Source organism: Polyangium sp. y55x31 (assembly GCF_029946505.1).
Taxonomy (GTDB): Bacteria; Myxococcota_A; Polyangia; order Polyangiales; family Polyangiaceae; genus Polyangium.
In genome coordinates, this window is record NZ_JARZHG010000008.1 from 68,085 (window position 1) to 90,429 (window position 22,345).

9 protein-coding genes are annotated in these 22,345 nt (G+C 70.2%); 3 read left to right on the top strand and 6 right to left on the bottom strand.

The genetic code is table 11. The features are described from left to right. Window positions 1-189: 189 nt before the first annotated feature. The 3 genes from QHF84_RS16960 to QHF84_RS16970 form a co-directional block, all read right to left on the bottom strand. On the bottom strand, window positions 190-4,641 hold the full coding sequence (locus QHF84_RS16960) for a VIT domain-containing protein (RefSeq protein ID WP_281314345.1): 4,452 nt from the start codon (window positions 4,639-4,641) through the stop codon (window positions 190-192). Further along, on the bottom strand, window positions 4,638-9,266 hold the full coding sequence (locus QHF84_RS16965; RefSeq protein ID WP_281314346.1) for a VIT domain-containing protein: 4,629 nt from the start codon (window positions 9,264-9,266) through the stop codon (window positions 4,638-4,640). Before QHF84_RS16965 ends, QHF84_RS16960 begins: the two co-directional genes overlap by 4 nt. 203 nt (window positions 9,267-9,469) lie before the next feature. Further along, window positions 9,470-11,455 carry an OmpA family protein gene (locus QHF84_RS16970; protein ID WP_281314347.1) on the bottom strand — a complete coding sequence of 662 codons (1,986 nt, stop codon included), beginning with the start codon at window positions 11,453-11,455 and terminating at the stop codon, window positions 9,470-9,472. A gap of 522 nt (window positions 11,456-11,977) precedes the next feature. On the opposite strand from QHF84_RS16970, the gene QHF84_RS16975 reads away from it, so the two are divergent. The 3 genes from QHF84_RS16975 to QHF84_RS16985 all read left to right on the top strand — a co-directional run bounded on the left by QHF84_RS16975 (window position 11,978) and on the right by QHF84_RS16985 (window position 17,813). Continuing rightward, window positions 11,978-14,026, top strand: coding sequence for a TIGR04551 family protein (locus QHF84_RS16975; RefSeq protein ID WP_281314348.1), 2,049 nt, complete (start codon window positions 11,978-11,980; stop codon window positions 14,024-14,026). Window positions 14,027-14,056: 30 nt separating this feature from the next. Beyond that, window positions 14,057-16,789, top strand: coding sequence for an alanine--tRNA ligase (alaS, locus tag QHF84_RS16980; RefSeq protein WP_281314349.1), 2,733 nt, complete (start codon window positions 14,057-14,059; stop codon window positions 16,787-16,789). Window positions 16,790-16,901: 112 nt separating this feature from the next. After that, window positions 16,902-17,813 carry a PAS domain S-box protein gene (locus QHF84_RS16985; RefSeq protein ID WP_281314350.1) on the top strand — a complete coding sequence of 304 codons (912 nt, stop codon included), beginning with the start codon at window positions 16,902-16,904 and terminating at the stop codon, window positions 17,811-17,813. Window positions 17,814-17,830: 17 nt separating this feature from the next. Here QHF84_RS16985 and QHF84_RS16990 read toward each other — a convergent pair whose 3' ends face one another. Genes QHF84_RS16990 through QHF84_RS17000 form a run of 3 tightly spaced genes read right to left on the bottom strand, consistent with a single transcriptional unit; the run spans window position 17,831 to window position 22,289 of the window. Then, the gene (locus QHF84_RS16990; protein WP_281314351.1) at window positions 17,831-18,361 is read right to left on the bottom strand and encodes a dihydrofolate reductase; all 531 of its coding nucleotides are present in this window, start codon (window positions 18,359-18,361) and stop codon (window positions 17,831-17,833) included. Window positions 18,362-18,418: 57 nt separating this feature from the next. After that, complete coding sequence (locus QHF84_RS16995) at window positions 18,419-20,659, bottom strand: S9 family peptidase (RefSeq protein ID WP_281314352.1); 2,241 nt, start codon at window positions 20,657-20,659, stop codon at window positions 18,419-18,421. Window positions 20,660-20,687: 28 nt separating this feature from the next. Further along, a complete protein-coding gene (locus QHF84_RS17000) occupies window positions 20,688-22,289 on the bottom strand; it encodes a PAS domain S-box protein (RefSeq protein WP_281314353.1) in 1,602 nt (533 codons plus the stop codon). Between the last annotated feature and the right edge of the window lie 56 nt (window positions 22,290-22,345).

Here is a 22,345-nt window from a genome sequence, read left to right on the forward strand (position 1 = left end):
GCACAAACCTTTCGACGAACGCCGCCGCGCCGGCGGAAGAGGCCACGCCGGGAGGGACGGAGTCACCGAAATGATTTGGAGTTTCGCGGAGATACGTTCGTTTCGGAACGTTTAGAACGAAAAGTACAACCGATCCGAGGCAGCGACGTCAAGCGGCGGCCCCTGGATCCGCCGCCGCTCGACGCGTCGTCAACCAGGCGTGAATGCGCCGCCCGTCCAGCGGAGCGTCACGGGCTTGCCGGTCGGCGGGAGCTCGACGTCGATCGAGACGAGCTTCGGCGGCTTGCCGTCGCCGTCGGGCACGAGCGCGTCGACGCGGACCTTCGTTGCGCGCGCGGGCGCGAGCTCCTCGGGACGCGCGAGCTCGAGGGAGATCGGCGACTTCTCCGCGAGGCCGAAGCGGAGCGCGTAAAGGCCCGCGCCCGCCGCGGTGACGTCGGGGCCGAGCGGGTCCGCGGTCTTGTCGCGCAGGAGCTTCACGTCGAGAGCGAGGGCGCCCGCAGGCGCGCGGACGAGCGCGACCACGGCGGCGTTCGGATACGGGAGCTCGAGCGAGGCCCGCACGAGGCGATCCGTGTCCGACTCCGTGAGCCCTTGGCGACCACGGCCCTCGGCGAGCAGGACGTGCGCGAGGTAGCCCGCGAGCCTGCCGAGCGTCTCGTCGCCCGCGCGACCGCCCGTCTGCGCGACGCGCGCGAGCATGCGGTGCGCGATGTCGAGCCGGCCCGCGCCCGCATGCGCGAGCGCGAAGCGAATGACGGCCGCGGGCTCCTCGGGCACGAGCTCTTCGAGCACCGCGTACGCGAGCGAGGCGTCGTCGAAAAAGCCCTCGTTGCGCAGGCGATCGCCGAGGAAGGCGCGCGCCCAAGGATCCCGCGGGGCGCGCTCGGAGAGCTCGCCGAACGTGCGGCGCGCCTCGGCCTCGTCGCCGATGCGCAGGAGCGCCGACGCCGCGTCCGCGAGCAGGCCCGCGTCCGCGAAGGGATCACGGCGAGCGCGGCGGATCTCCTCCGAAAGCTCGGCCTTCATGTCGAGCGCTTCGAGCAGCGCGAAGAGCCGGCGCCGGAGCCGCGCGTCGTGCGGCGCGAGCCCGAGGAAGCGGCGCACGACCGCGAGCCGCCCCTTGTCATCGTTCGCCGCGCGATACTGCTTGCGGAACGTGCCCAGGGGGTATCGCTCGCTGCCCACGAGCTCGCGCTTGATCGAGAGGAGCTCCTCGGGGCTCTGCGCGCGGCGGATCGCCTCGCGCCGGATCAACGCGGCCGCGTCGCTCTCGCCGAGCAGCTCGAGCCGACCGGCAACGGCCACGCGCGAGAGGCCATTCGGCTCGTTCACCAGGATGAGCTCGAGCAGCGCGCGACGATCGGTCCACGTGGGCAGCTCGCACGACTGTTTCGCCTCGACATAGACCACGTCGGCCTGGCCGCGATCGAGCCGCTCGCGCCACACGCCGCGGCGGAGAGGCAGCGGCAAGAACGAGGTGGGCGAGCACTTGCGTCCGCGCAGCGTCGCGCGGGGCGGCGGCAAGCCGAGCGTACGCGACACCTCGATCGACACCTTGAGCCCGCTCGCGGGGAAGATCATCCCACGCACCACGACCTCGACGCAGCGATCGAGCGCGTCATCGTCCGCGCCGGCGACGCCCTTCACGCGGACTTTGTCGGCGCGGCCATCGCCGTCGATCGAGAAGTTCACTTCGAGTTTGCCCGAGAGCTCGGGCCGGAGCGCCGCGCGCGAGTCACGACAGGCGCGGACCGAGGGGCCGGCCTCGTCGAGGAGCCGCGCTGCGGCCTCGGCCACCGCGGCCTTGTAGGCGGCCTCGTCGTCCTCCTCGGCCGACTCGGTCTCCTGCGGGACGTTCATCAGCGTCCCGGCCGCCGCGCGCGGCGTGGCGAACGCCGCGGAGAAGCCAGCCTCGGGCCCGGCCGAGAGATCGAGGATGCGCGTCTGCAAGAGCGTCGGCCAGTACACGCGCTGGCCGCCGATCACGAAGCCGGTCCACGGCGTGAGCAGCCCGGCGCGCAAGGCCACGTCGGTCGCGGCCTCTCGCCCCTTGCCCTTCAGCGCGATCTCCTCGACGCGCGCCGCCGCCCAGCGCCGCGCCACGTCCTGCTCGCGGAGCGCGCGCTCCACGACGACGGGCCGCTTCTCCTCGTGCACGCCGCTCGCGTCGCGGTAACGCAGCGTGATCGAGCGAGGCGGATCCCCCCGCACGCGGCCCACCGCGAAGACCGTCTCGCCGGCCGTGATCGCCCGCGCCGAGCGCGGGTAGATGCGATCGACCTCGGTCCCGAACACGACCTCGACGCCCGCCACCGCGGGCTGCAGCGCCTCGGCGATGAGCTCGGTCGCGACACGGGCGGCGTCCGTCGTGTCCGCGATCTCGAGCAGCGGGCCCGAGCCGCGCACCAGGCTCGCCAGCGCGAAGCGGTTCACGAGCGGCCCGACGCCCACGGCGCCGAGGCGCGGCGCCCCGCCCTGCCGGCGCGCGAGCCGCGCCTGGATCCGATCGACCGTTGGATCTCCAACGGTCGGCCAGCCGTCGCCGACGTAGATCACCATGCCCGCGGGCGCGTCGACCGGCAGCGCGTCCGCGCCGGCTTCGAGGGCGCGGCCGAGATCCGTCGCGCCGCCCGTCGAGATCTGCCCGAGCGCATCGCGGATCGCCTTGCGGCGCGCCTCGTCCACCGGGCCGATCGTGGCCGGTCCGATGGGACGCACCGTCTGATCGGCGGCCAGCACGACCACCTTGTCCCGCGCCCCGAGGCCCGAGAGCACCGCGTCGACGAGCGCGCGCTCCGCATCGAGCAGCGCCGGCTCCACGCTCGACGAGACGTCGAGCACGAGCGCGAGCGTGACCCCGTCCTCGGCGCGCGCCTCGGGCACCTCGGTGCGCACGAGGATCGTCGAGGCCGGATCATCCTCGTCGCCCTCGAACGGCGGCGCCACGAAGAGCCGCGCGGGTGACGACGAAGGCTCGATCGCCACGTCCACCACGAGGTCCGCGGTCGGCCGATAATCGGGCCGCCGCAGCTCGACGGTGCTGCCCGTCACGCGTGCTCCGAGCCCCGCGCCGATCGACTTCGGGCTCGACTGCGTCGCATCGACCTTCGCCGAGAACTCGCCGATGAGCGGCGGCGCGGCGTCCGAGACCATCGGGTAGCGGTACTGCACGACCCAGTTCCCATCGCCCTTCGGCCGCGGCGAGAGCCACTCGACGTACCGGACGATCACCTGCACCGTCGCGCCGGGCGCGATGCTCGGGATCGTCGCGCGGACCCAGCCTTCGCCGGCCCACTCGAGCACCTCGCCGCTCGAGCTCGGGCTCCCGGGGCCGCGCAGATCGCGCGTGGCGAGCGCGATGTGTCCCTCGTTCGTGTTGCCACCACGCACCGAGGCGAACCGCGCCACGATCGCGCCCGGCGGGATCGCCAGGCGATAGTCGCCGTTCACGGACGTGCTGCCGGCGTTGAAGAACGTCGTCCGCACCTCGGTCTCGGCGAGCTCGCGCGCGACCGTCGCCTCCACGTCGTGGGCGCGGATCGTGAGGGGCGAGCCGGCGTCGCCGGGTTTGTCCGGCCGACCCCAGAGCTCACCGACGGCCCTGCGCGGCGCGCCCTTCGCGCCCCACGGCGCGGCCATGCCGCCCGTCCAGTCGTCGTAGCCGCGCTCGGGCGCGACCTCGACCTTGCTGCCGTCCACCGTGGCCGTCTCGCCCGCGCGCACCGTCTTTTCGGCGCCGCCCGCGCGCACCGTGATCTCCTCGGTCGCCGCGTAGAGCTTCGCGCTCGACGGACGCTCGCGCGAGCGCTCGATGCCGGTGTTCGCGCCGCTGACGATGCCCGTGACCTCGCCGAGCTCGATCTCGGTCCGCGCGCCGAGCGCGCCCTGCACGAAGATGCGCCCGTGCTCGAGGGCCACGCCCTTCTGCGTGACGCGGAGGCTCGTCGAGCGATCGAGCACGAGGCCCGTGCCGTCGTCGAGGCGCAGGCGCGCGCGACCGTCGGCGTCGGTCTTGACGACTTCGCCCTCCGAGAGCCGCCGCGTCTTGTGCACGGGCGCGCCCGCGGCGGTCACCGACGCGTGCACCGCCTGCAGATCGGCCACGGTCGGCACGAGCGGCTGGCTCGGCTTCCGCTCGCCTTGCCCGCGCAGGAGCATGACGGTCACGAGGATGACCACGATCGAGCTCACGATCGCGAAGAGCGCGGGCGGAAGGGTCCCGCCTTCGGGCGGCAGGGGAGCCGACGGGGTCCGCCGGATCTGCTCCTGCGCGCGGGGATCACTGACGGGCAGCCACTCGGCCGTATCGAGCTTCTCGCCGCGCGTGACCACGACGATCCGACGCTCGTTCGCGCGCGGAAGCTCGGGCGCAGCGGCCGCGGGTTCGTCGTCGTCCTCTTCGTCGTCGCTCTCGTCGCTTCCGCCGTCGCTCCCGTCTCCGCCTCCGCTGCCGCTGCCGCTTCCGTCGCCGCTCCCGCTGCCGCCTGCGCTCGCGTTTTCGCCTTCGCTTCCGCTCGCGTTCTCCGCTGCACCGGCCGTGGGTTCTTCGGGACGAACGGATGCCTCTCCGGCCGTCGCGTTCGCTTCGCCGTCGGGCGTGCCCTTCACGTCTTGCTCGTCTCGTCGCTCGTCGCTCACGGCTCGACCTCCCGGGCCTCACCCTTCGAGATGGCGAACGCTCGCACCGGCTTGCCGCCGCGCGCGAAGCGGATCGATTGCTTCACGATGGTCTCGCCGTCCTCCCCCTCGTCGAACACGATCGTCAGGATCGCCTCGGCGCCGAGGCGCGCCGCGTGCTCCACATCCTCGCCTTCGAGCCGCACCTCCACGCGTGCGTCGGGGCGCATCGGAAGGAGCGCCTGCGCGATGCCCAGCGTCACGTCACCCTCGGGCGCCGGCATCTGCGTGCCGAGCCCGTTCGTCCAGAGCGACGGATGGAACTCGGGGTGCGACCACGTGAGCGACACCCGCGCCCCACGCGGCGCCTTGCCGGCCGCGCGCTCGGTCGAGATCACCCGCAGGAGCCGCGCGCGCAGCGTCTGCTCCTCGTCCCTCTTGCCGTTCTTCTGCGCGAGGAGCCGGCCCCACGCGAGGTACGTCGCGGCGAACGCGCGCGCCGTCACGGCCGGGCTCTGCTCCGCGTCGGGCGCGCCCGCCGCGCCGCCCTTCTCGGTCCACTTGATGGCCTCTTCGAGCTTGCCCATGCCCTCGGCGGCCGCCGCGAGCAGGAGCGAGACGCTCGTGTCGTCGGGCGCGAGCCGCGCCAGCGTCTCGTACTGCCGCGCCGCGTCCGCGTACCAACCGTGGGCCCTCAAAAGATCGCCGAGCCTGCGCCGCGCGACCGGATCGTCGGGCGCGAACTCCACGATCTCACCGAACGACCTTCGCGCCTCGGCCTCGTACGCGGCCTTCTTGCCCGCGTCGCTCTCCTTCGCCGCGAGGCGCAGGTACAGCTCGCCGACCGCGGTCCGCACCCGCGCATCCGCGTCGGGCCTCGACCGGAGCGTCCGGCCGAGCTCACGCGCCCCCGCGTCGTCCGACGCGTCCTCCAGCATGTCGAGCAGACGCAGCGCGAGCGCGAAATCGTCCGGCCACTGCGCCACGAGCTCCCGCAGCTTCTTCACCCGCTCGTCGGGCGACTTCGTGTCTTTGATGAGCTTCTCGAGCAGGCCCGGATCCATCGTCTTCAGGCCGAGCGCCGTGTGGAGCTCACGCATCTCCTGCGCCGTGCGCACGCGCGCGAGGATCCCGCGGTAGAGCGCGTCGGCCACGCCGAGGTCCGTGAACATCACACGCCAGAGGTTCACCTTCGCGTTGATCGAGGGCATCGCGTCGAGCATGAGCGACACGAGCTTCGACCTCTCTCGCCACGTCGGCGCCTCGCACGCGGAGAGCGCAGCGCGATAGATCGATTGCACACCTTGCGCGTTGCCTGCGACGCGCCCGAACCGCTCGCGCCACAGGCCCACGCGCTCCTCGAACGGCACGAGCGCGGCGCCGCTGCACGGCGATGCCTGATGCGGCACGTCGCCCACGTGCACCACGATCGTCGTGCCGGACGAACCCGCAGCGCGCTTGGCCTTGTCCGCGGGCTTCTGGCTCTCGTTGGCCTTGAAGAACTCCTCGCCTGCGGACGGCTTGCCCTCCAGGTCCCCGCCCGCGAGCGGATCCCCCGGCGCGTTCGACTGCTTCGTGGCCGTGATCGGCAGCGACGGTGCGGCCTGCGGCGGCGCCACCGGCGAGGCCGTCGCCGCAGCGCTCGGCATCGCGATCGGCGCCTCCATGATCTTCGGCGGCGCGCTCTTGTGAGCGCCGCCGAGCCGCCCGTGCCCCGAGCCGAACCCTTGCCCCGTGCCCGTGCCCTGCCCGATCGTCCCGATGGAACCAAGCCCGATGCCTTCCCCGCGTCCGCCTCCGCCCTCGGCGAGGCCCGAGAGCCCGAGCCCGCCGGCGCCGTACGCGTCGCCGATCGTGCTGCCCCACTGGTTGCCCTTCGCGGCGATGCCGTCACTCCCGAGCGAATCGTCGCGGCCCCACGGCGCCGTGGGCGCGTTCGGGTCACCACCCGCGCCCGTGTTCAGCATGCCGATCATCCCGAACTCGGCCGCGTCGCGCAGCGCTGCTTGCCGCGCGATGTGCGGGTCGCCGTTGTCCGCAGGCCCTTGCACGCCATAACGGTTGCCTGTCGCGCGCGTGTTCGGGTTCCCCATGGAGCCCTCTTCGCCCTTCGCCCGCGTGCCCGTACCGCCTTCCTTGTTGTCGGCGTTCGGCGCGGCGGCGACCTCCACGGACGCGACGCCGTTCGCCTCTTCTTCTTCGTCGTCGACGTCCGCCTTGATGATCGGCGTCCACATCATCCGGCGCTTCGTCTCCACGAGGCTCCGCGCCATGCCCTTCTTGCGCTCGAGCTCGGCGCGCTCCTCCGGCGTCATCTCGTTCTTCGTCGGCACGTAGAGCGACGTGACCGGCGTGATGATCGCGTGCCGCGATCCGAGATCGACCATCGCCGCGCGCCCCGTCGCCTCGGCCATCATCTGCAAGAGGCGCCCTTCCGCCCAGCGGCGCCGCAGATCCCCCTCGTCCTCGATCCGCGTCACCTGCAGGTTCGTCCGAACCGTACCCGCGGGCCCCGTCAGCGCGATCGACGTCGGCAACCCCGCCGCCGTCACGCGGCCGATCACCGCGATGCTCTCGTCCGCCACGAGCGCGCCGAGATCCCGCGGGAAAATCCGCTCCACCGTCGGCCCGAGATCCACCTGCGCGCCGAGCCAAACCGGCCGCTCTGCATGCTCGAGCAAGCGCAGCGCCACGCGCGCCGCGGCGTTCGCGTCGGCCACGCGCTCGGCAAACCCGCCACGCGCGAGGCCTTCGAGCAGCGCCATGTCCGCCTCGTCGCCGACGCCCACGCCGAACATCCGCACCGGCCGCGGCAGCTTCGCCATCCGATCCCGCAGCTCCTGCAGCCGCAGCTCGCCGACCGTGGGCGCGCCGTCTCCGACGTACACCACCGCGCCGCGCCGCGAAGGATCGAGCAGCGCCGCCGCCTGGCTCAACATCGCCCCGAGATCCGTCGCGCCGCCTCGCTCGATCCGCGACATCCGCGCGAGCACCTCGCGCCGCCCCGCCTCGTCGATCGGCGCAAGCGCGTCCTTGCCCGGCACGACCGGCACGAGCGACGTGTCCCCGCCGAACACGCCCACCCGATCGTCCTTGCCGAGGTGCGCGAGCAACGCCGCCGTCGTCGCCCGCGCGATCGCGAGCGACGGCGCGTCCGTCGCGGCCGACGTATCGATCACGATCGCCAGATCGAGCCCGCCCTTCGCGAGCGGAACATCCGCGGATCGCACGGGGACGATCACGTAGTCGGCCTCCGTCTTCGCGCGTTGCATCGCATCTGCGCGCTCCGAAGGCGGCACCGTCTCGGGATCCATCGTGTGCGGCGCCGTGTAGCCGCGCGGCGCGACGAGGCCGTCGTCGAAGAGCTCGATCGCGAGATCGGCCCTCGGCACGAAGTCCTGCGCGCGCACCGTGATCGTCCCGCCCTCGCGCACGCCGCTCATGCCCGTGCGCACCTCGCGCGCGCCGGCCCGGGCGAGATCGACCGTCGCCGTCAGCTCCTCGATGTGCGGCAGCGACCCCTCGGCGCCCTCGGCGGCCATCGGGTACACGTAGAGCCGACGCTCGCCGCGCGCGCCCGTGCGCCCGAGCCACTCGGCGTACCGCACCACGACGCGCCGCGATTGTCCGGGCAAAATCGGGTAGAGCCGCGCCTTGTACACGCCCGGCGCCTCCCACTCGAGCAGCGCCGGATCCTCCTTGCTGCCCTCGTAGACGTTCGCCTGGTACTGCGCCGCGGCGGCTTGCTTCTCCTTGACGTAGCCCCAGAACACCACGCCGTCGCGATCCACGCCGAACTTGTGCAGCGTCGCGCCCGCAGGCGTGCGGAAGCGATACACGCCCTCGACCGTCGCCGAGCTCGGGTTGAAGAAGACCTCGTCGACCTCGGTGATCGCGAAGTCGTCCTGGATCTTCACGCGCACGTCGAGCCTCTGGATCGCGAGCGGGAAGCGCGGCGCGCCCTGTTCGCCCGGACGACGCGCGCCCACCGTGCCCACGCCGTAAGGCGAAGGTTCGGCCGCGCGATCCGTCGTCGCGAGGCCGCCCGTCCAGTCCTCCCACGTCAAGACCGGCGACGTCTTCGCGCTGGCCTCGCCCTTGTGGGGTTCGAGCATGAGCCGCTCGCCGGCCGTCGCCCGTGCCGAGCCGTCCGTGCGCACCTCGCCGGCGAGCACGTACACGTCCGACGCGCCGTCCTTCTGGGCGACGTCGATGCTCGCGCGCACGTGCGCGAGGTGCAGCGGCCCGGTCGGCGTCGCGAGCTCGGTGGTGATCGTCGCGGGCGTATCCACGAAGACGCGCCCGTGCTTGATGTCGATCACATCGGCGTGGAGGACGAGCTCCGCGGGCCCGCGGACGAGCAACGTCGCGCCCCCGTCCCGCCGGAGCCACGCGAGCCCGTTTGGCTGCACCCGCACCACCTCTCCGTCCACGAGCCGTTCTCGCGGGTACGGGGGGCGTTCCGGCTCGCCGGGCGGCGCGACGAGCACGTCGCGACGGACCGTCCGGAGCTCGGCCCAGGTCTGGGATCGTGGCAGGAGCGGGCGCTCCGGTTCACGACACGCGGTGAGCAGCCCCGGACAAACCAGGGCGAGGAACGCCAGCACCACGAGGGCGAGGCGCGGACGAGCGCGGTTCGAGGACATCCTGGGGTGCCTCCACATCGAAGAAATGCGGAGGCACAGGCGCGCCCCCGATCCTGTCGAGAAGACTCTACCAGGACACCCGACCCGGGATTTGGTTCCTTTTGGATCGAAGCTTCAAGCGCTCTCGGGACCGAGAGCCGCGGGGGGTGCGGGGGGCAGCGGAAGGACTGCAAAGCAGCCCGACCGGAGCCCCCCACGTCGCGTCACGGAGGGGGCGCGGCCTGGGACTTCTTCGCCGACTTCAGGATGTTGAACTCGACGCGGCGGTTCTTCTGGCGGCCCGCGGACTGCTTGTTGTCGGCGATCGGCTTATCCGGCCCGTAGCCCTTCGCCTGGATCCGCGCCTTGTCGATGCCCTTGTCGATCAGGTACTTGACCACGGCCTCGGCGCGCTTCTGCGAGAGCGCCCGGTTCTCCTCGGTCTTGCCCACGTTGTCCGTGTGGCCCGCGACCTCCACGAGGAAGATCTCCTTGTGGATGTCGAGCACGCTCGCGACCGCGTTGAGCACGGCGAAGCTCGTCGCGCCCTGGATCTTGTCGCTGTTCGTCGCGAACTCGACGCGCTGGAGGATCTTGATGTCGTCCTCCGTGACCGTGACGAGCGACGGGCCCTTGTCCGGGCAGCCGTCGAGGTCCTCGAAGCCGTTCAGGTTCTCGGGCTGCTTCGGGCACTTGTCCTTGTCGTCCGGGATGCCGTCCTTGTCCGAGTCCGGCGACTCGTCGGGGCAGCCGTCCTCGTCCTTGAAGCCGTTGTAGACCTCGGGCGTGTCGATGCACTCGTCGAGATCGTCGTTGATCTTGTCACCGTCGTTGTCCGGATCCGGGCAGCCGTCGGTGTCGGCGAAGCCGTCCGTGTCTTCCGGTTGATCCGGGCAGCCGTCGGCCTTGTCGGCGACGCCGTCCTGATCCTTGTCCGGGCAGCCGTAGAACTCCTTCACGCGCATCTTGCCGAAGTCGTCCGGGCACTTGTCGTCCGCGTCGCCGATGCCGTCCTTGTCCTTGTCCGGCAGCTCGTCGGGGCAGCCGTCGTCGTCCTGCAGGCCGTTGATCGTCTCCGGCTTGAGCGGGCACTTGTCCTTGACGTCGGGCACCTTGTCCTGGTCGTTGTCGTCTTCCAGGCAGCCGTCGTCGTCCTCGAAGTCGTCCTTGTCCTCGGCGATCGACGGACACTTGTCGTCCTTGTCGTTGATGCCGTCGCCGTCCTCGTCGCCGACCTCGGCGACGAACGCCACGCCGCCGAGCGCGCGGAAGAGCGGCACGCCCACGCCTTGCAGCACGCCGGCGCCGCCGCCGAGCGTGAAGGCGAGCGGGACGCTGAGGGGCGTGATCTGGATGGCGCCGTCGACCTCGAGCGAGTTCGTCCCGTTCTGCGAGCTGAACTTCGTGCCGCCGAAGCCCTCGGCGAACACGCGAAACGTCGGGCTCACGCGGTAGCCGAGCGCTGCGCCGTAGCGGAACTCGAAGGGACCGACCGTCGTCGTGCCGAGGCGCGCCTCGGGGCGGTAGACGCCGCGCAGGTTCAGGCCGAACGAGAGCCCGCCGAACGAGCCGTCGAAGATCAGCCGGCCGCCCGCTGTGATCGGCGTGCTGTTGCCGATGTACTTGTCCTTCGCCGTGATCGTCCCGAGCGGCGCGGACACGTCCACGGCGCCGCCGAGCACGACGGCGCTCGTCTTCGGATCGCCGAAGAAGCGGAACTTGCCTTCGAGCGTCGCGTCACCCACGCCGAACGCTTTGAGGCCGTTCGGATCGGGCCCGCCCGTGTCGAGGTTGATGCCCGAGCCGCTCACGTACATCACGGGCAGGCGCAGGCCGATCTGCACGACCGGCACCGGCGTCAGCGACGCGAGCACGTCGGCGGTGAACATGTCGCTGATGACCGCGACGTCCTGCGTCGCGGCGTTCGGCGCGCTGCAGTCGGCCTCTGCCCTACAGCTCTTCACCACGAACGGCTTGTTCGCGTAGTTCACCATCAGGCCGGCGGTGAAGCCCATCGCGGCGTCCATGCGGGCGCCCGCGACCGTGAGGTAGTTCTTCGAGCCCGGCACGGGTTCGAAGCGCTGGACGGAGAACTCGCCATCCTTCGCGCCGCTCGCGGCGCTCTCCTGGGACAGCGCAGCGGTCGGGACGAGCGAGACGGAGAGAAGTCCGAGAAGAGTCAGCAGCCTTGGCGATAGTCGCGTTCTCATCAACCCTCTTGGCGCGGACGGGAGACCGGCACGTTGGGAACGGCGGTACACGAGAATTGCAGGAATAGAAGACCGTCCCGAGCGCCGCAACGGGGATCCTGGATTCGGGTGAAATTTCGGGCCGTTCTGGCCGTACTGGACGCGTTTTCGACGGCCGGCTGACGCCCGAGGGAGCGCGCAGCCGCCGGAACGGACGTTCGCGGCGGGGCCGTCCGCGACGCCCGGGGCCGGGCCGGGTTTTCCCCGAGGGACCTCGGAACCTGTCCCTTGGCCACGCGGCCAACATCGATCCACGTTGACCACACCCGCTCGGCGTGAGACATCGCCCCTGCCCGAGCGCCCGGACGAGCCGTGCGCGGGCACGGCGAGACGAACCTCGTTACGACACCCAAAGCGCGCGGCACGCGGATTCCAAGGCGGGGCCCCGTCCGGCGCGATACACGCAGCAAACGCGCCATGCGAATTTCGTCGCGGTACCTAGGCTCCTCGTACGGATCGGGAACGAGAACGGCAGCGTCCCTCGTGGCGCTCGTCGCAAGCCTCTCTGCGGCAGGGTCCGCCCTCGCCCAGCCCGCGGCGCCGCCGCCGCCCAAACCCGCGGAAACCGCGCCCGCGGACGAGCCGCTCGTGCCTCCGAACGGCACGGGGGAAGCCGCGCCCACGCAAGCCGCGCCGGAGGCCAAGCCGCAGACCTCGACCTCGCCTGCGCAGAAGTCCGCAGCGCCCGTCGCCGCCACGCCGGATCCGGATCGCGACGCGCGCGCGCTCAAGCGGCAGGGCGCCGATCGTCCTCCGCCCACGGGCGACGTCGGCGTGCGGCCGAGCGACGTCTTCGCGGAGGACTGGTGGTCACAGGCGAGACCAAGCCTCGAGATTCACGGCCTCTTCCGCACGCGCGCCGAGCTCTTCCATCACTTCTCGCTCGGTCGTCGTGAGCTGCCCGATCGCTCGCTCTGGCCGCAGCCGCCCGACAACGCGTATTACCCCACGTCGGGCGCGGTCCAGACCGTCCCGCTCTGCGGCGACGATCCCACGGCGCCCACGGCTTGCGAGAACCACACGCAGGCCGGCGCGAACATGCGCTTCCGCCTCACGCCGGAGCTGCACATCAGCGACAACCTGCGGATCCTTTCGCAGATCGACATCCTCGACAACTTCGTCCTCGGCTCCACGCCCGAGGGGTACTGGAACAACCCCGCGGCCGGCGGCGGCTACACCGTCGGCACGCGCGGCGGCTACGCGCCGATCGGCGCGCTCGCGACGACCTCGTGGGCGCCCGTCGCGGGACAAACCAGCACGATCGACAGCATCATCGTCAAGCGCGCCTGGGGCGAGTACGTCACGCCCGTCGGCCTCCTCCGCTTCGGCCGCATGCCGAACCAGTGGGGCCTCGGCATCCTCAACAACGAGGGCAACGGCTACGACTCGGACTACCAGAGCACGGTCGACCGGATCATGTTCGTGACCGGCATCAAGAAGTACGACCTCTACTTCGCCGGCGCGTGGGACTTCATCAGCGAGGGGCCGACGAGCGCGGCGCTCCGCGAGCAGCAAGGCCAGCCCTACGATCTCGGCCAGCTCGACGACGTGAGCCAGTACGTGTTCATGGCCGCGCGCAAGCGTGATCCCGAGCTCGCCCGGCTCGACCTCGCGAAGGGGCTGCCGGTCATCAACGGCGGCATCTACTTCGCGTACCGCAACCAGGTCCTCGCGAACGACACCACCGACGCCGACAAGAGCGCGACGTTCGGCCAGTCGGCGACGGGCATCCGCGCCGGCTACGCCCGCCGCGGCGCGCAGTTCTTCACGCCCGATCTCTGGTTCCAGTTCCTCTACAAGAAGTTCCGCTTCGAGGCCGAGGCCTCGATGACCTACGGCATGATCGACAACCTCCAGACCGCGGGCGGCACCACCGTCGAGCGCAACCCGCTCGACCCCGAGGACACCGGCTGGACGGTGCGGAGCTTCATCGTCGCGGCGCAGAGCGAGTTCCGCGCGCTCGACGACAAACTGCGCCTCGACCTCGGCTTCGGCTGGGCCTCGGGTGATCCCGACGTCGAGGGGCTCGCGCCGCCGCGCGGCAGCGTCGAGCAGCAGCTCACGGCCGACCGGACGTACTCGACGGGCCGGTTCCACCCGGACTACCGCGTCGACCTCATCCTCTGGCGCAACATCATGAGCCGCGTGCAGGGCGCGTATTACTTCCGCCCGTCCGTGCAGTACGACTTCGCGCGCGACCCGAACGGACAGCGCCTCGGCGGCAGCGCGGCGCTCATCTACAGCCGCGCGAGCGAGTTCATTCAGACGCCGGGCAACAAGCGCGACCTCGGCGTCGAGCTCGACTTCTCGCTGTATTTCCAGGCGAAGGACGGCACGCTGAACGACAAGCCCGATCAGATGGGCGGCTTCTACACGATGCTCCAGTACGGCGTGCTCTTCCCCCTCGGCGGCTTCGACTACCTGCCCGGCGAGATCAGCCGCTACGAGAGCGCCCCGGAGAACCGCAATGCGCCCGCGCTCGACACCGAGACGGCGCAGACGCTCCGCTGGTACCTCGGGATCATGTTCTGAGGCGCGAAACATGGTAGATGGGCGGGCGCCATGTCCGCCTCGAGCCATCAGATCCGCCGCACCTTCCTCGATTTCTTCGCCTCCCGCGGCCACGAGGTCGTCCCGAGCGCGCCGATCGTCCCGCAGAACGATCCCACGTTGATGTTCGTCAACGCCGGGATGGTCCCGTTCAAGGACGTCTTCACGGGCAAGGATCGCCGCCCGTACACGCGCGCCGCGAGCAGCCAGAAGTGCATCCGCATCAGCGGCAAGCACAACGACCTCGAGAACGTCGGCGTCACCGCGCGCCATCACACGTTCTTCGAGATGCTCGGCAACTTCAGCTTCGGCGACTACTTCAAGGAAGAGGCCATCACGAGCGCCTGGGAGCTGCTCACGAAGGTCTACGGCATCCCGAAGGAGCGGCTCGTCGTCACCGTCTTCAAGGGCGAGAAGGACTTCCCCGCGGACGAGGAAGCGGCCGCGATCTGGCGCAAGGTCACGGGCTTCGGCGACGATCGCATCCTCCGGCTCGGCATGGCCGACAACTTCTGGAGCATGGGCGACACCGGCCCGTGTGGCCCCTGCTCGGAGATCCACTTCTTCACGGGCGACGAGGTCGACCTCGCGCGGTTCGGCGAAGAGCCGCGGCTCGACGGCTCGGGCTGGACCGAGATCTGGAACCTCGTCTTCATGCAGTACGACCGTGCGGAGAAGGACGCGCCCGTCACGCCGCTGCCTGCGCCGAGCATCGACACGGGCATGGGCCTCGAGCGCATTTCGTTCGTGCTCCAAGGGGTCACGTCGAACTACGACACCGACCTCCTGCGCCCGCTCGTCGAGCGCGCGGCCGAGATCGCGGGCAAGAAGTACGGCGGGACCCTCGCGCCGGACGACATCTCGATGCGCGTCATCGCCGACCACGCCCGCACGACGGCCTTCCTCGTGGCCGAGGGCGTGATGCCCGAGAAGCAGCGGCGCGAGTACGTGCTCCGCCGCGTCATGCGCCGCGCGATCCGGCACGGCTACCGGCTCGGGATCGAAAAGCCGTTCCTCCACGAGGTCGCGCTGCTCGTCGTGGATCGCATGGGCGACGTCTACCCCGAGCTCCGCGATCGGCGTGAGCTCATCGCGCGTGTCACCGAGGACGAGGAGGTCCGCTTCCGCGCCACGTTGAAGCGCGGCATGAAGATCCTCGACGAGCGCTTCGACGAGATGCGCGAGAAGGGCGACAAGACGCTCTCGGCCCCCGCGGCCGCGGACCTCTACACGACGTACGGCTTCCCCCTGGATCTCACGCAGGTCATCTGCGGCGAGCAGGGCTACGGCGTCGACCTCGAAGGCGCCGAGAAGATCATCAAGGGTGCGGACGAGGCCGACGGGCCGATCGATCCCACCGCGGCCCTCGACCCTGCGTACCGGCAGGCGCGTGAAAAGCTCGGCGCGCCCGTGGTCTTCACCGGCTACGAGCGCGAGGCGGGCGAGAGCGAGGTCGTCGTGATCCTCGCGGTCGAAAAGAAAGACGGCGAAGGCAAACCCACCCGCGCGCTCGTGGATCGGGCGAGCGCGGGCACGAGCGTCGAGGTCGTCGTGAAGGAGACGCCCTTCTACGCGGAGAGCGGCGGCCAGGTCGGCGACATCGGCGTGATCACGGCCGGCGATCTACGCATCCGCGTCACCGACACGCAGCGCCCGCTCACCGGGCTCGTCGTGCACGAAGGCGTGGTCGAGGCGGGCGAGGTCAGCGTGGGCCAGAAGGTCACGCTCACCGTCGATCACGCGGCGCGCTCGGCCACGCGGCGCAACCACTCCGCGACGCACCTGCTCCACTGGGCCCTGCGCACGGTGCTCGGCGAGCACGCGCAGCAGAAGGGCTCGCGCGTCGGGCCGGACATGCTCCGGTTCGACTTCGCCCACAACAAGCCCCTCACGCGCGACGAGATCGAGCGCATCGAGGACCTCGTGAACGGCAAGGTCCTGGAGAACGCGCCGGTGCTCACGGAGGTCCTGCCCGTCGACGAGGCCCGCAAGCGCGGCGCCGTCGCGATCTTCGAGGAGAAGTACGGCGACGTCGTCCGCATGCTGACGATGACCCAGGACTCGATCGAGCTCTGCGGCGGCACGCACGCGCGGGCGCTCGGCGACATCGGCCTCTTCAAGATCACGGGCGAGGGCGGCGTCGCGGCCGGCGTGCGGCGTGTCCTCGCGGCGACGGGCAAAAACGCGCTCGGCTACGTGCGCGGCCTGGAAGACGACATCCAGAAGGCGCGCCAGGTGGCGAAGGCGCAAGGCGGCGACCTCGCGGACAAGATCGGCAAGATCGTGGCGCACGAGCGCGAGCTCGAGAAGAAGGTCGCCGAGCTCGAGCGCCGGCTCATCGAGGGCGGCGGCCCCGGCGGCGGCGGGGGCGGCGGGATCGACGCGATGCTCGCGGAGGCCCGCGAGATCTCGGGCATCAAGGTCCTCGCCCGGCGCATGCCCGACGGCACGCAGGCGGCGGCGCTGCGCGAGATCGCGGAGAAGCTGCGGGACAAACTCGGCGAGACGAGCCTCGTGCTCGTGGGCGCGGTGGACGCGGGCAAGGCGCAGCTCGCGGTGATGGTCTCGAAGGCCGCGACGAACCGGGTGAAGGCCGGCGACGTGATCAAGAACGTGGCGGCCATCGTGGGCGGGCGCGGCGGCGGCCGGCCCGACATGGCGCAGGCCGGCGGCCCCGAGGCCGGCAAGCTCGACGAGGCCATCGCGGCTACATACGGCGAGGTCGAGCGTCTCGTGACAGCGTAAATCCGGCGTTTCCCTACACACTTTCCCTCTCTCTTTCGGGATCCTCCTCACGCCGCGCTTGCGTCGGCGCGGCGTGTTGCCTTACGGTCGATCGATTCAACGGGTCGAGGGGATGAGTCAGGACACGGATTCGCTCGAAGCACAGGTGGCGGAACTCCAGCGCCGCAACGCGGAGCTCCAGCGGGAGCTGTCGTTGAAGACGCAGATGTATGCCGCGCTGGTGGAGGACCAGCGCGAGCTCATCTGCCGGTTCAATCTGGATGGCACGCTCTCCTTCGTGAACGACGCGTACTGCCGCTACTTCGGCAAGACGCGCGAGGAGCTCATCGGCCGCCACTTCACGCCGCTCGTTCCGGAGGAGGACCAGGCGCTCATCGCCGAGGTGCTCGCTCGGCTCGGGCCGAAGGAGCCGATCCTTTCGAACGAGCACCGGGTACTGACGCCCGGGGGCGAGATTCGCTGGCTCAACTGGATCGATCGCGTGATCTTCGACGACGACGGCAACGTCGCAGAGTTTCAGGCCGTCGGGATTGACGTCACGGATCGGCGGCGCGCGGAGGAGCACGCGGAGCGGAACGAGCTTTTGCGCCTGGAGCTCATTCACGCGCAGGAGCAGGCGCTCCGGGAGCTCTCGGCGCCGCTCATCCCCATTGCCGACGACGTGCTCGCGATGCCGCTCGTCGGGCGTATCGATGAGAAGCGCGCGCAGCTCGTGCTGGAGACGCTGCTCGAAGGAGTCGTGCGGATGGCGGCCGAGACGGTCCTGCTCGACGTCACGGGTATCACGACGGTCGACACGCAGGTCGCCGAGGCGCTCGTGCGCACGGCGCACGCCGTGAAGCTCATCGGCGCCAAGGCCGTATTCACCGGGATCCAGCCCCACGTGGCGCAGACGCTCATCACCATGGGCATCGACGTACATGGCGTGATCACGGTGCGCAGCCTGAAGGACGGAATCGCGTGGGCGATGCAGGAGCGCGGCAAGGCCCGCAAGCCTGCGCGGTCCGTGCCCCGGCAGGCCTGAGGTTTCCAGCGACGAGGTCAGAAGGCCGGGTGATCCCGGTCCAGCACGAGGATGCTGTACGCGGGGGATTCCGGCCCCCGCTCGGGTTCGTCGCGGCGCGAGATCTCCCGCCACGCCGCCCGATCGAATGCGGGGAAAAAGGCGTCGCCCGCGGGCCGGGCGTGGACCTCCGTCAAATACAGCCGATCGGCCTCCACGAGCGCCTCCGCGAAGAGCCCCTCCCCGCCGATGACCACGACCTCGCCGGCGCCGCTCTCCACCGCCAAACGCCGCGCCCGTTCGAGGGCCTCGGCAAAGCCGTGGCAAACCACCGCGCCCGGCGCGTGATAGTCGTCCTTCCGCGTGACGACCAGGTTCTTGCGGCCGGGCAGCGGTTTTCCCCCGATACTCTCCCAAGTCTTGCGGCCCATGAGGATGGGTTTGCCCATGGTCGTGGCCTTGAAATGGGCGAGGTCGCCCGGGAGCCGCCAGGGCAGGCGGTTTTCGACGCCGATGACGCCGTTCTCCGCGACGGCGGCGATCAGGGCGAGCCGTGGCTCGGTGGTCATCCCCCCATGGATGCCGCCGCGGCGGAGGACCCGCAAGGGCCCCCAGCGCCTTCTGCTCTACTTCCCGTCCTTCACGTCGAGCCTGTCGAGCAGCCACGCATATTTGAACGACATCTCCTGCATCCGCTCGTAACGCCCGGATTTGCCCCCGTGCCCGGCCGGGTCGAGGTGAATGCGCAGGAGGAGCTCGTTCTGGTCCGTCTTCATCTCGCGGAGCTTCGCCACCCATTTCGCGGGCTCCCAGTACATCACCTGGCTGTCGTTGTACGACGTGTTCACGAGGATCGACGGATACGCCTTCTTCCCGACGTTTTCATACGGGCTGTAGCGGGCGATGTATTCGAATTCGTCCTTTTTCTTCGGGTTGCCCCACTCCTCGAACTCCTCCACCGTGAGCGGCAGGGATTCGTCGAGCATCGTGTTGATCACGTCGACGAAGGGCACGTCCGCGATGGCCGCGCGATAAAGGTCCGGGCGCATGTTCAGGACCGCGCCCATGAGCAAGCCGCCCGCGCTCCCGCCCTGGATCGCGATGCGATCCTTCGCGGCCCAGCCCATTTGCACGAGGCCTTCGGTCGCGTCCACGAAATCGGTGAACGTGTTCATCTTCGTCTTCATGCGCCCGGCTTCGTGCCAGGTCTCGCCGAGCTCGCCGCCGCCGCGGATGTGCGCGATCGCGCAGACGACGCCGCGATCCACGAGCGAAAACGTCGGCGCCGAGAAGAGCGGGAAGATCGGGAAGCCGTACGAGCCGTACGCATAAAGGAAGAGCGGGTTCTTCCCGTCCGGGTTCGTCCCTTTCTTGTAGAGCAGCGAGACCGGGATCTTCGTGCCGTCCTTGGCCGTCGCGTGCACGCGCTTCGATTCGTACCGGCCGGGATCGTAGTTCGGGACCTCGCTCCGCTTCTGCAGCACGAGCGCGCGTTTCTTCGGCTCGTAATCGTAGACGGTGGAGGGCGTCGTCGGCGATTCGAAGCGGAATCGATAAAACGGCGCGTCGAACTCGCGGTTCTCGCCTTGCCGCAGCGTGAAGATCGGCTCGGGCAGCGAGACCCGATGCGAACCGTCGAGCGAGAGCTTCTTCGGATCGAGCACCCGGATCTGGCGCAGGCCGTCCTCGCGCTCGAAGGCCACGGCGAACGTCGAGAAGAGCTCGACGGACTCGATCATCACGTCCTTGCGGTGGGCGATCGTCTCCTTCCACGCTTTGCGCCCCGGAGACGAGACCTTCGTCACCACGAGCCGGAAGTTCGTCGATTTCGGATCCCCGGGCTTCGCGGGGCTGTTCGTGCGGATCACGAGCTCGTCGCCGCGATGATCCACGTCGTACTCGTGATCCTGCTCCCGCGGCTCGACGAGCGTGAGCGACGCATTGGGTTTGTCCGTGGGCAGGAAACGCACCTCGCTCGTCGTATGGCTGTTCGACTGGACGAAGATGAGCTTCTTGCTGCTCGATCGCGCCGCATACAGGCGGAACCGCTCGTCCTTTTCCTCGTAGAGCAGCGCGTCCTTGGCCGCCTCTTCGCCGAGGTTGTGCCGGAAAAACTGGTGCGAGCGCTTCGTGACCGCATCCTCGACCGTATAAAAGAGCGTCTTTCCACCCTTGGCGAACACGACCGACGTGACGCGCTCGGCCCGATCCGGAAGCTCCTTGCCCGTCCTGAGGTCCCGCACGTGCAGCACGAATTGCCGGAAGCCGGTGGTGTCGAGGCCATACGCGAGGAAATGACCGTCCTCGGAGAGCGCGAGCGGGCCGAGGCCCACGTATTTCTCGGTCTTCGCGATCTCGTTCGGATCGATCACGATCTCCTCGGGCGCCTTGTCCCCGCCCGCCGCGGCCTTGCGGCAGTAAATCGGGTATTGTTTCCCTTGCTCGGTGCGCGTGTAATAAAGATACGCGCCCTCCCGGAAAGGGACCTCCACGTCGGATTCCTTCAGCCGGCCCAGCATCTCGCCGTAGATGCGCTCCTTCAGCGGCGCGAGCGAGGCGGTCATGGCCTCGCTGTACGCGTTCTCCGCGCGCAGGTGCTCGAGCACCTCGGGCGAATCCTTCTTGCGCAGCCACGCATAGTCGTCGACGAGCTTCAGGCCGTGGAGCTCGGTGACGCGTGGCTCCTTCTTCGCGATCGGCGCGACGGGGCCCTTCGGAGCCGGTTTTTCCGCGGCGGCGGCGCTCGTCGCGGCGGGCGGCGTCGCGGCCGGCAAGCTCGTGGTCGGCGCGGGCGCCGGCGGCAGGCCCTCGCCCGAACAGCCGAGGACGAGGAGGATCGGAAGGACGAACGGAGTGCGTCGGGTCATCGCGGCGAAGGATAGCCCAAATTCGCCGTCACTTGCTCCCGCAATTCGAAAGCGCCTGCTCGAGCTTCGCGATATCGGGCGGCTTTGCCAGGTGCGTGTCGAACCCGGCCTCGCGCGAGCGATGGCGCGCCTCCTCGTCGGCATATCCGGACAACGCGATGAGCGCGATCCCCGCAAACGTCGGCTCCGCGCGGAGCGCACGCGCGATCGCGAACCCATCGAGCTCTCCAGGCAAGCCGAGGTCGGAAATGACGACCTCGGGACGGAACGCCCACGCCGCCCCGAGCGCCTCCACGCCATTCTCGGCGAGCCGCACCTCGTGCCCCGCGAGCACCAGCAGGTCGACCAGGCTCTCCGCCGAATCTCGGTTGTCCTCGACGACCAGGATCCGGAGGCGCACTTCGCCCGCCACGGCGACGCAGCTCTCGGGCGCGGCGGCGGCGGCGCGCGCCTCCCGGAGCGGAATCCGCAAGGTGAACGTCGCACCGCAATCCTTGCCTTCGCTCTCGGCCGTGACCTCGCCGCCGTGCAGCTCGGCGAGCCCCTTCGTGAGCGCCAAACCGAGGCCGAGGCCTCCTTTCGTTCGCGCGAGCCCCTGATCCGCCTGGCTGAACGGATCGAACAGGCGAGGAAGGAGCGAAGGCTCGATGCCCACGCCGGTATCGCAGACGCTGACCACGGCCTGCCGGTGCGGGAGGTCGAGCTCCGCGTAAAGCTCCACGAAGCCCCCCTGGTTCGTGAATCGCCCCGCGTTTTGCAGGAGGTTCGTGATCATCTGCGCGAGCCTCACCGGATCGCCGTCGACCCAGAGCGGGTGCTCGGACTCGGCGACGAGCAGGCGCAGGCCCGCGCCCTCCAGGCCCGCGCGATGATCCTCCGCGGTCTGCCGCGCGATGACACCGAGGTCGCACCGCTCCTTGCGCAGCTCGAGCTTGCCGCGGGCGATCCGCGAGACGTCGAGCAGATCGTCGATCAGCCGCGCCATGTGGGTGACCTGGCGATCGATGACGCCGCGCGCCCGCTCGAGCCGCGGCTCCATGGCCCCGGATCGCAGGAGGACCTCCACGGCGTTGCGGACGGGCGCGAGGGGGTTGCGCAGCTCGTGCGCGAGCATCGCGATGAACTGGTCCTTGCGACGATCCGCCTCCCGGAGCGCCTCCTCGGCGGTGATCAAGGCGTCGACGAGCTTCTCCCGCTCGCGCTCGGCGTTTTTCTTGTCGTCGATGTCCTCGACGACGCCGATCAAGAAGCGCTGCCCCGTCGACGCCTCGCATGCCTGCGAGACGCTGAGGTTCACCCAGACGACCCGGCCGTCCTTGCGGATGTATCGCTTCTCGAGCGAGTACGACGTGATCTCCCCGGCGAGCAGGCGCCGCGACTGGAAGAGGTCCGCGTCGAGATCGTCCGGGTGGGTGATGTCGACGAAGCTCTTCGACATGAGCTCGTCGACGCTGTAGCCCGTGAGCCGCGCGAGCGCGGGGTTCACCGCGAGATACCGGCCCGCCTCGTCGGCGTGCGCCATGCCCACGGCCGCGTGCTCGAAGGTGGCGCGCAGGCGCTCTTCCATCCTCGAAGGCCCGGCCGGTGGGTCCGCGCCGCGCCCGGGCTCGGCCATCGCGTCCCGGTCCATGACGATCGCTGGGGCCTTTGGCTCCTACCGTCGCCGACGAGGGCAGGCAACCCGAA

Bases quoted from the DNA above. Each gene is read 5' to 3' on its own strand.
- QHF84_RS17000 (WP_281314353.1), bottom strand. From the start codon at position 22,289: ATGGACCGGGACGCGATGGCCGAGCCCGGGCGCGGCGCGGACCCACCG.
- QHF84_RS16985 (WP_281314350.1), top strand. From the start codon at position 16,902: ATGAGTCAGGACACGGATTCGCTCGAAGCACAGGTGGCGGAACTCCAG.
- QHF84_RS16970 (WP_281314347.1), bottom strand. From the start codon at position 11,455: ATGAGAACGCGACTATCGCCAAGGCTGCTGACTCTTCTCGGACTTCTC.
- QHF84_RS16990 (WP_281314351.1), bottom strand. From the start codon at position 18,361: ATGACCACCGAGCCACGGCTCGCCCTGATCGCCGCCGTCGCGGAGAAC.
- QHF84_RS16965 (WP_281314346.1), bottom strand. From the start codon at position 9,266: ATGTCCTCGAACCGCGCTCGTCCGCGCCTCGCCCTCGTGGTGCTGGCG.
- alaS (WP_281314349.1), top strand. From the start codon at position 14,057: ATGTCCGCCTCGAGCCATCAGATCCGCCGCACCTTCCTCGATTTCTTC.
- QHF84_RS16995 (WP_281314352.1), bottom strand. From the start codon at position 20,659: ATGACCCGACGCACTCCGTTCGTCCTTCCGATCCTCCTCGTCCTCGGC.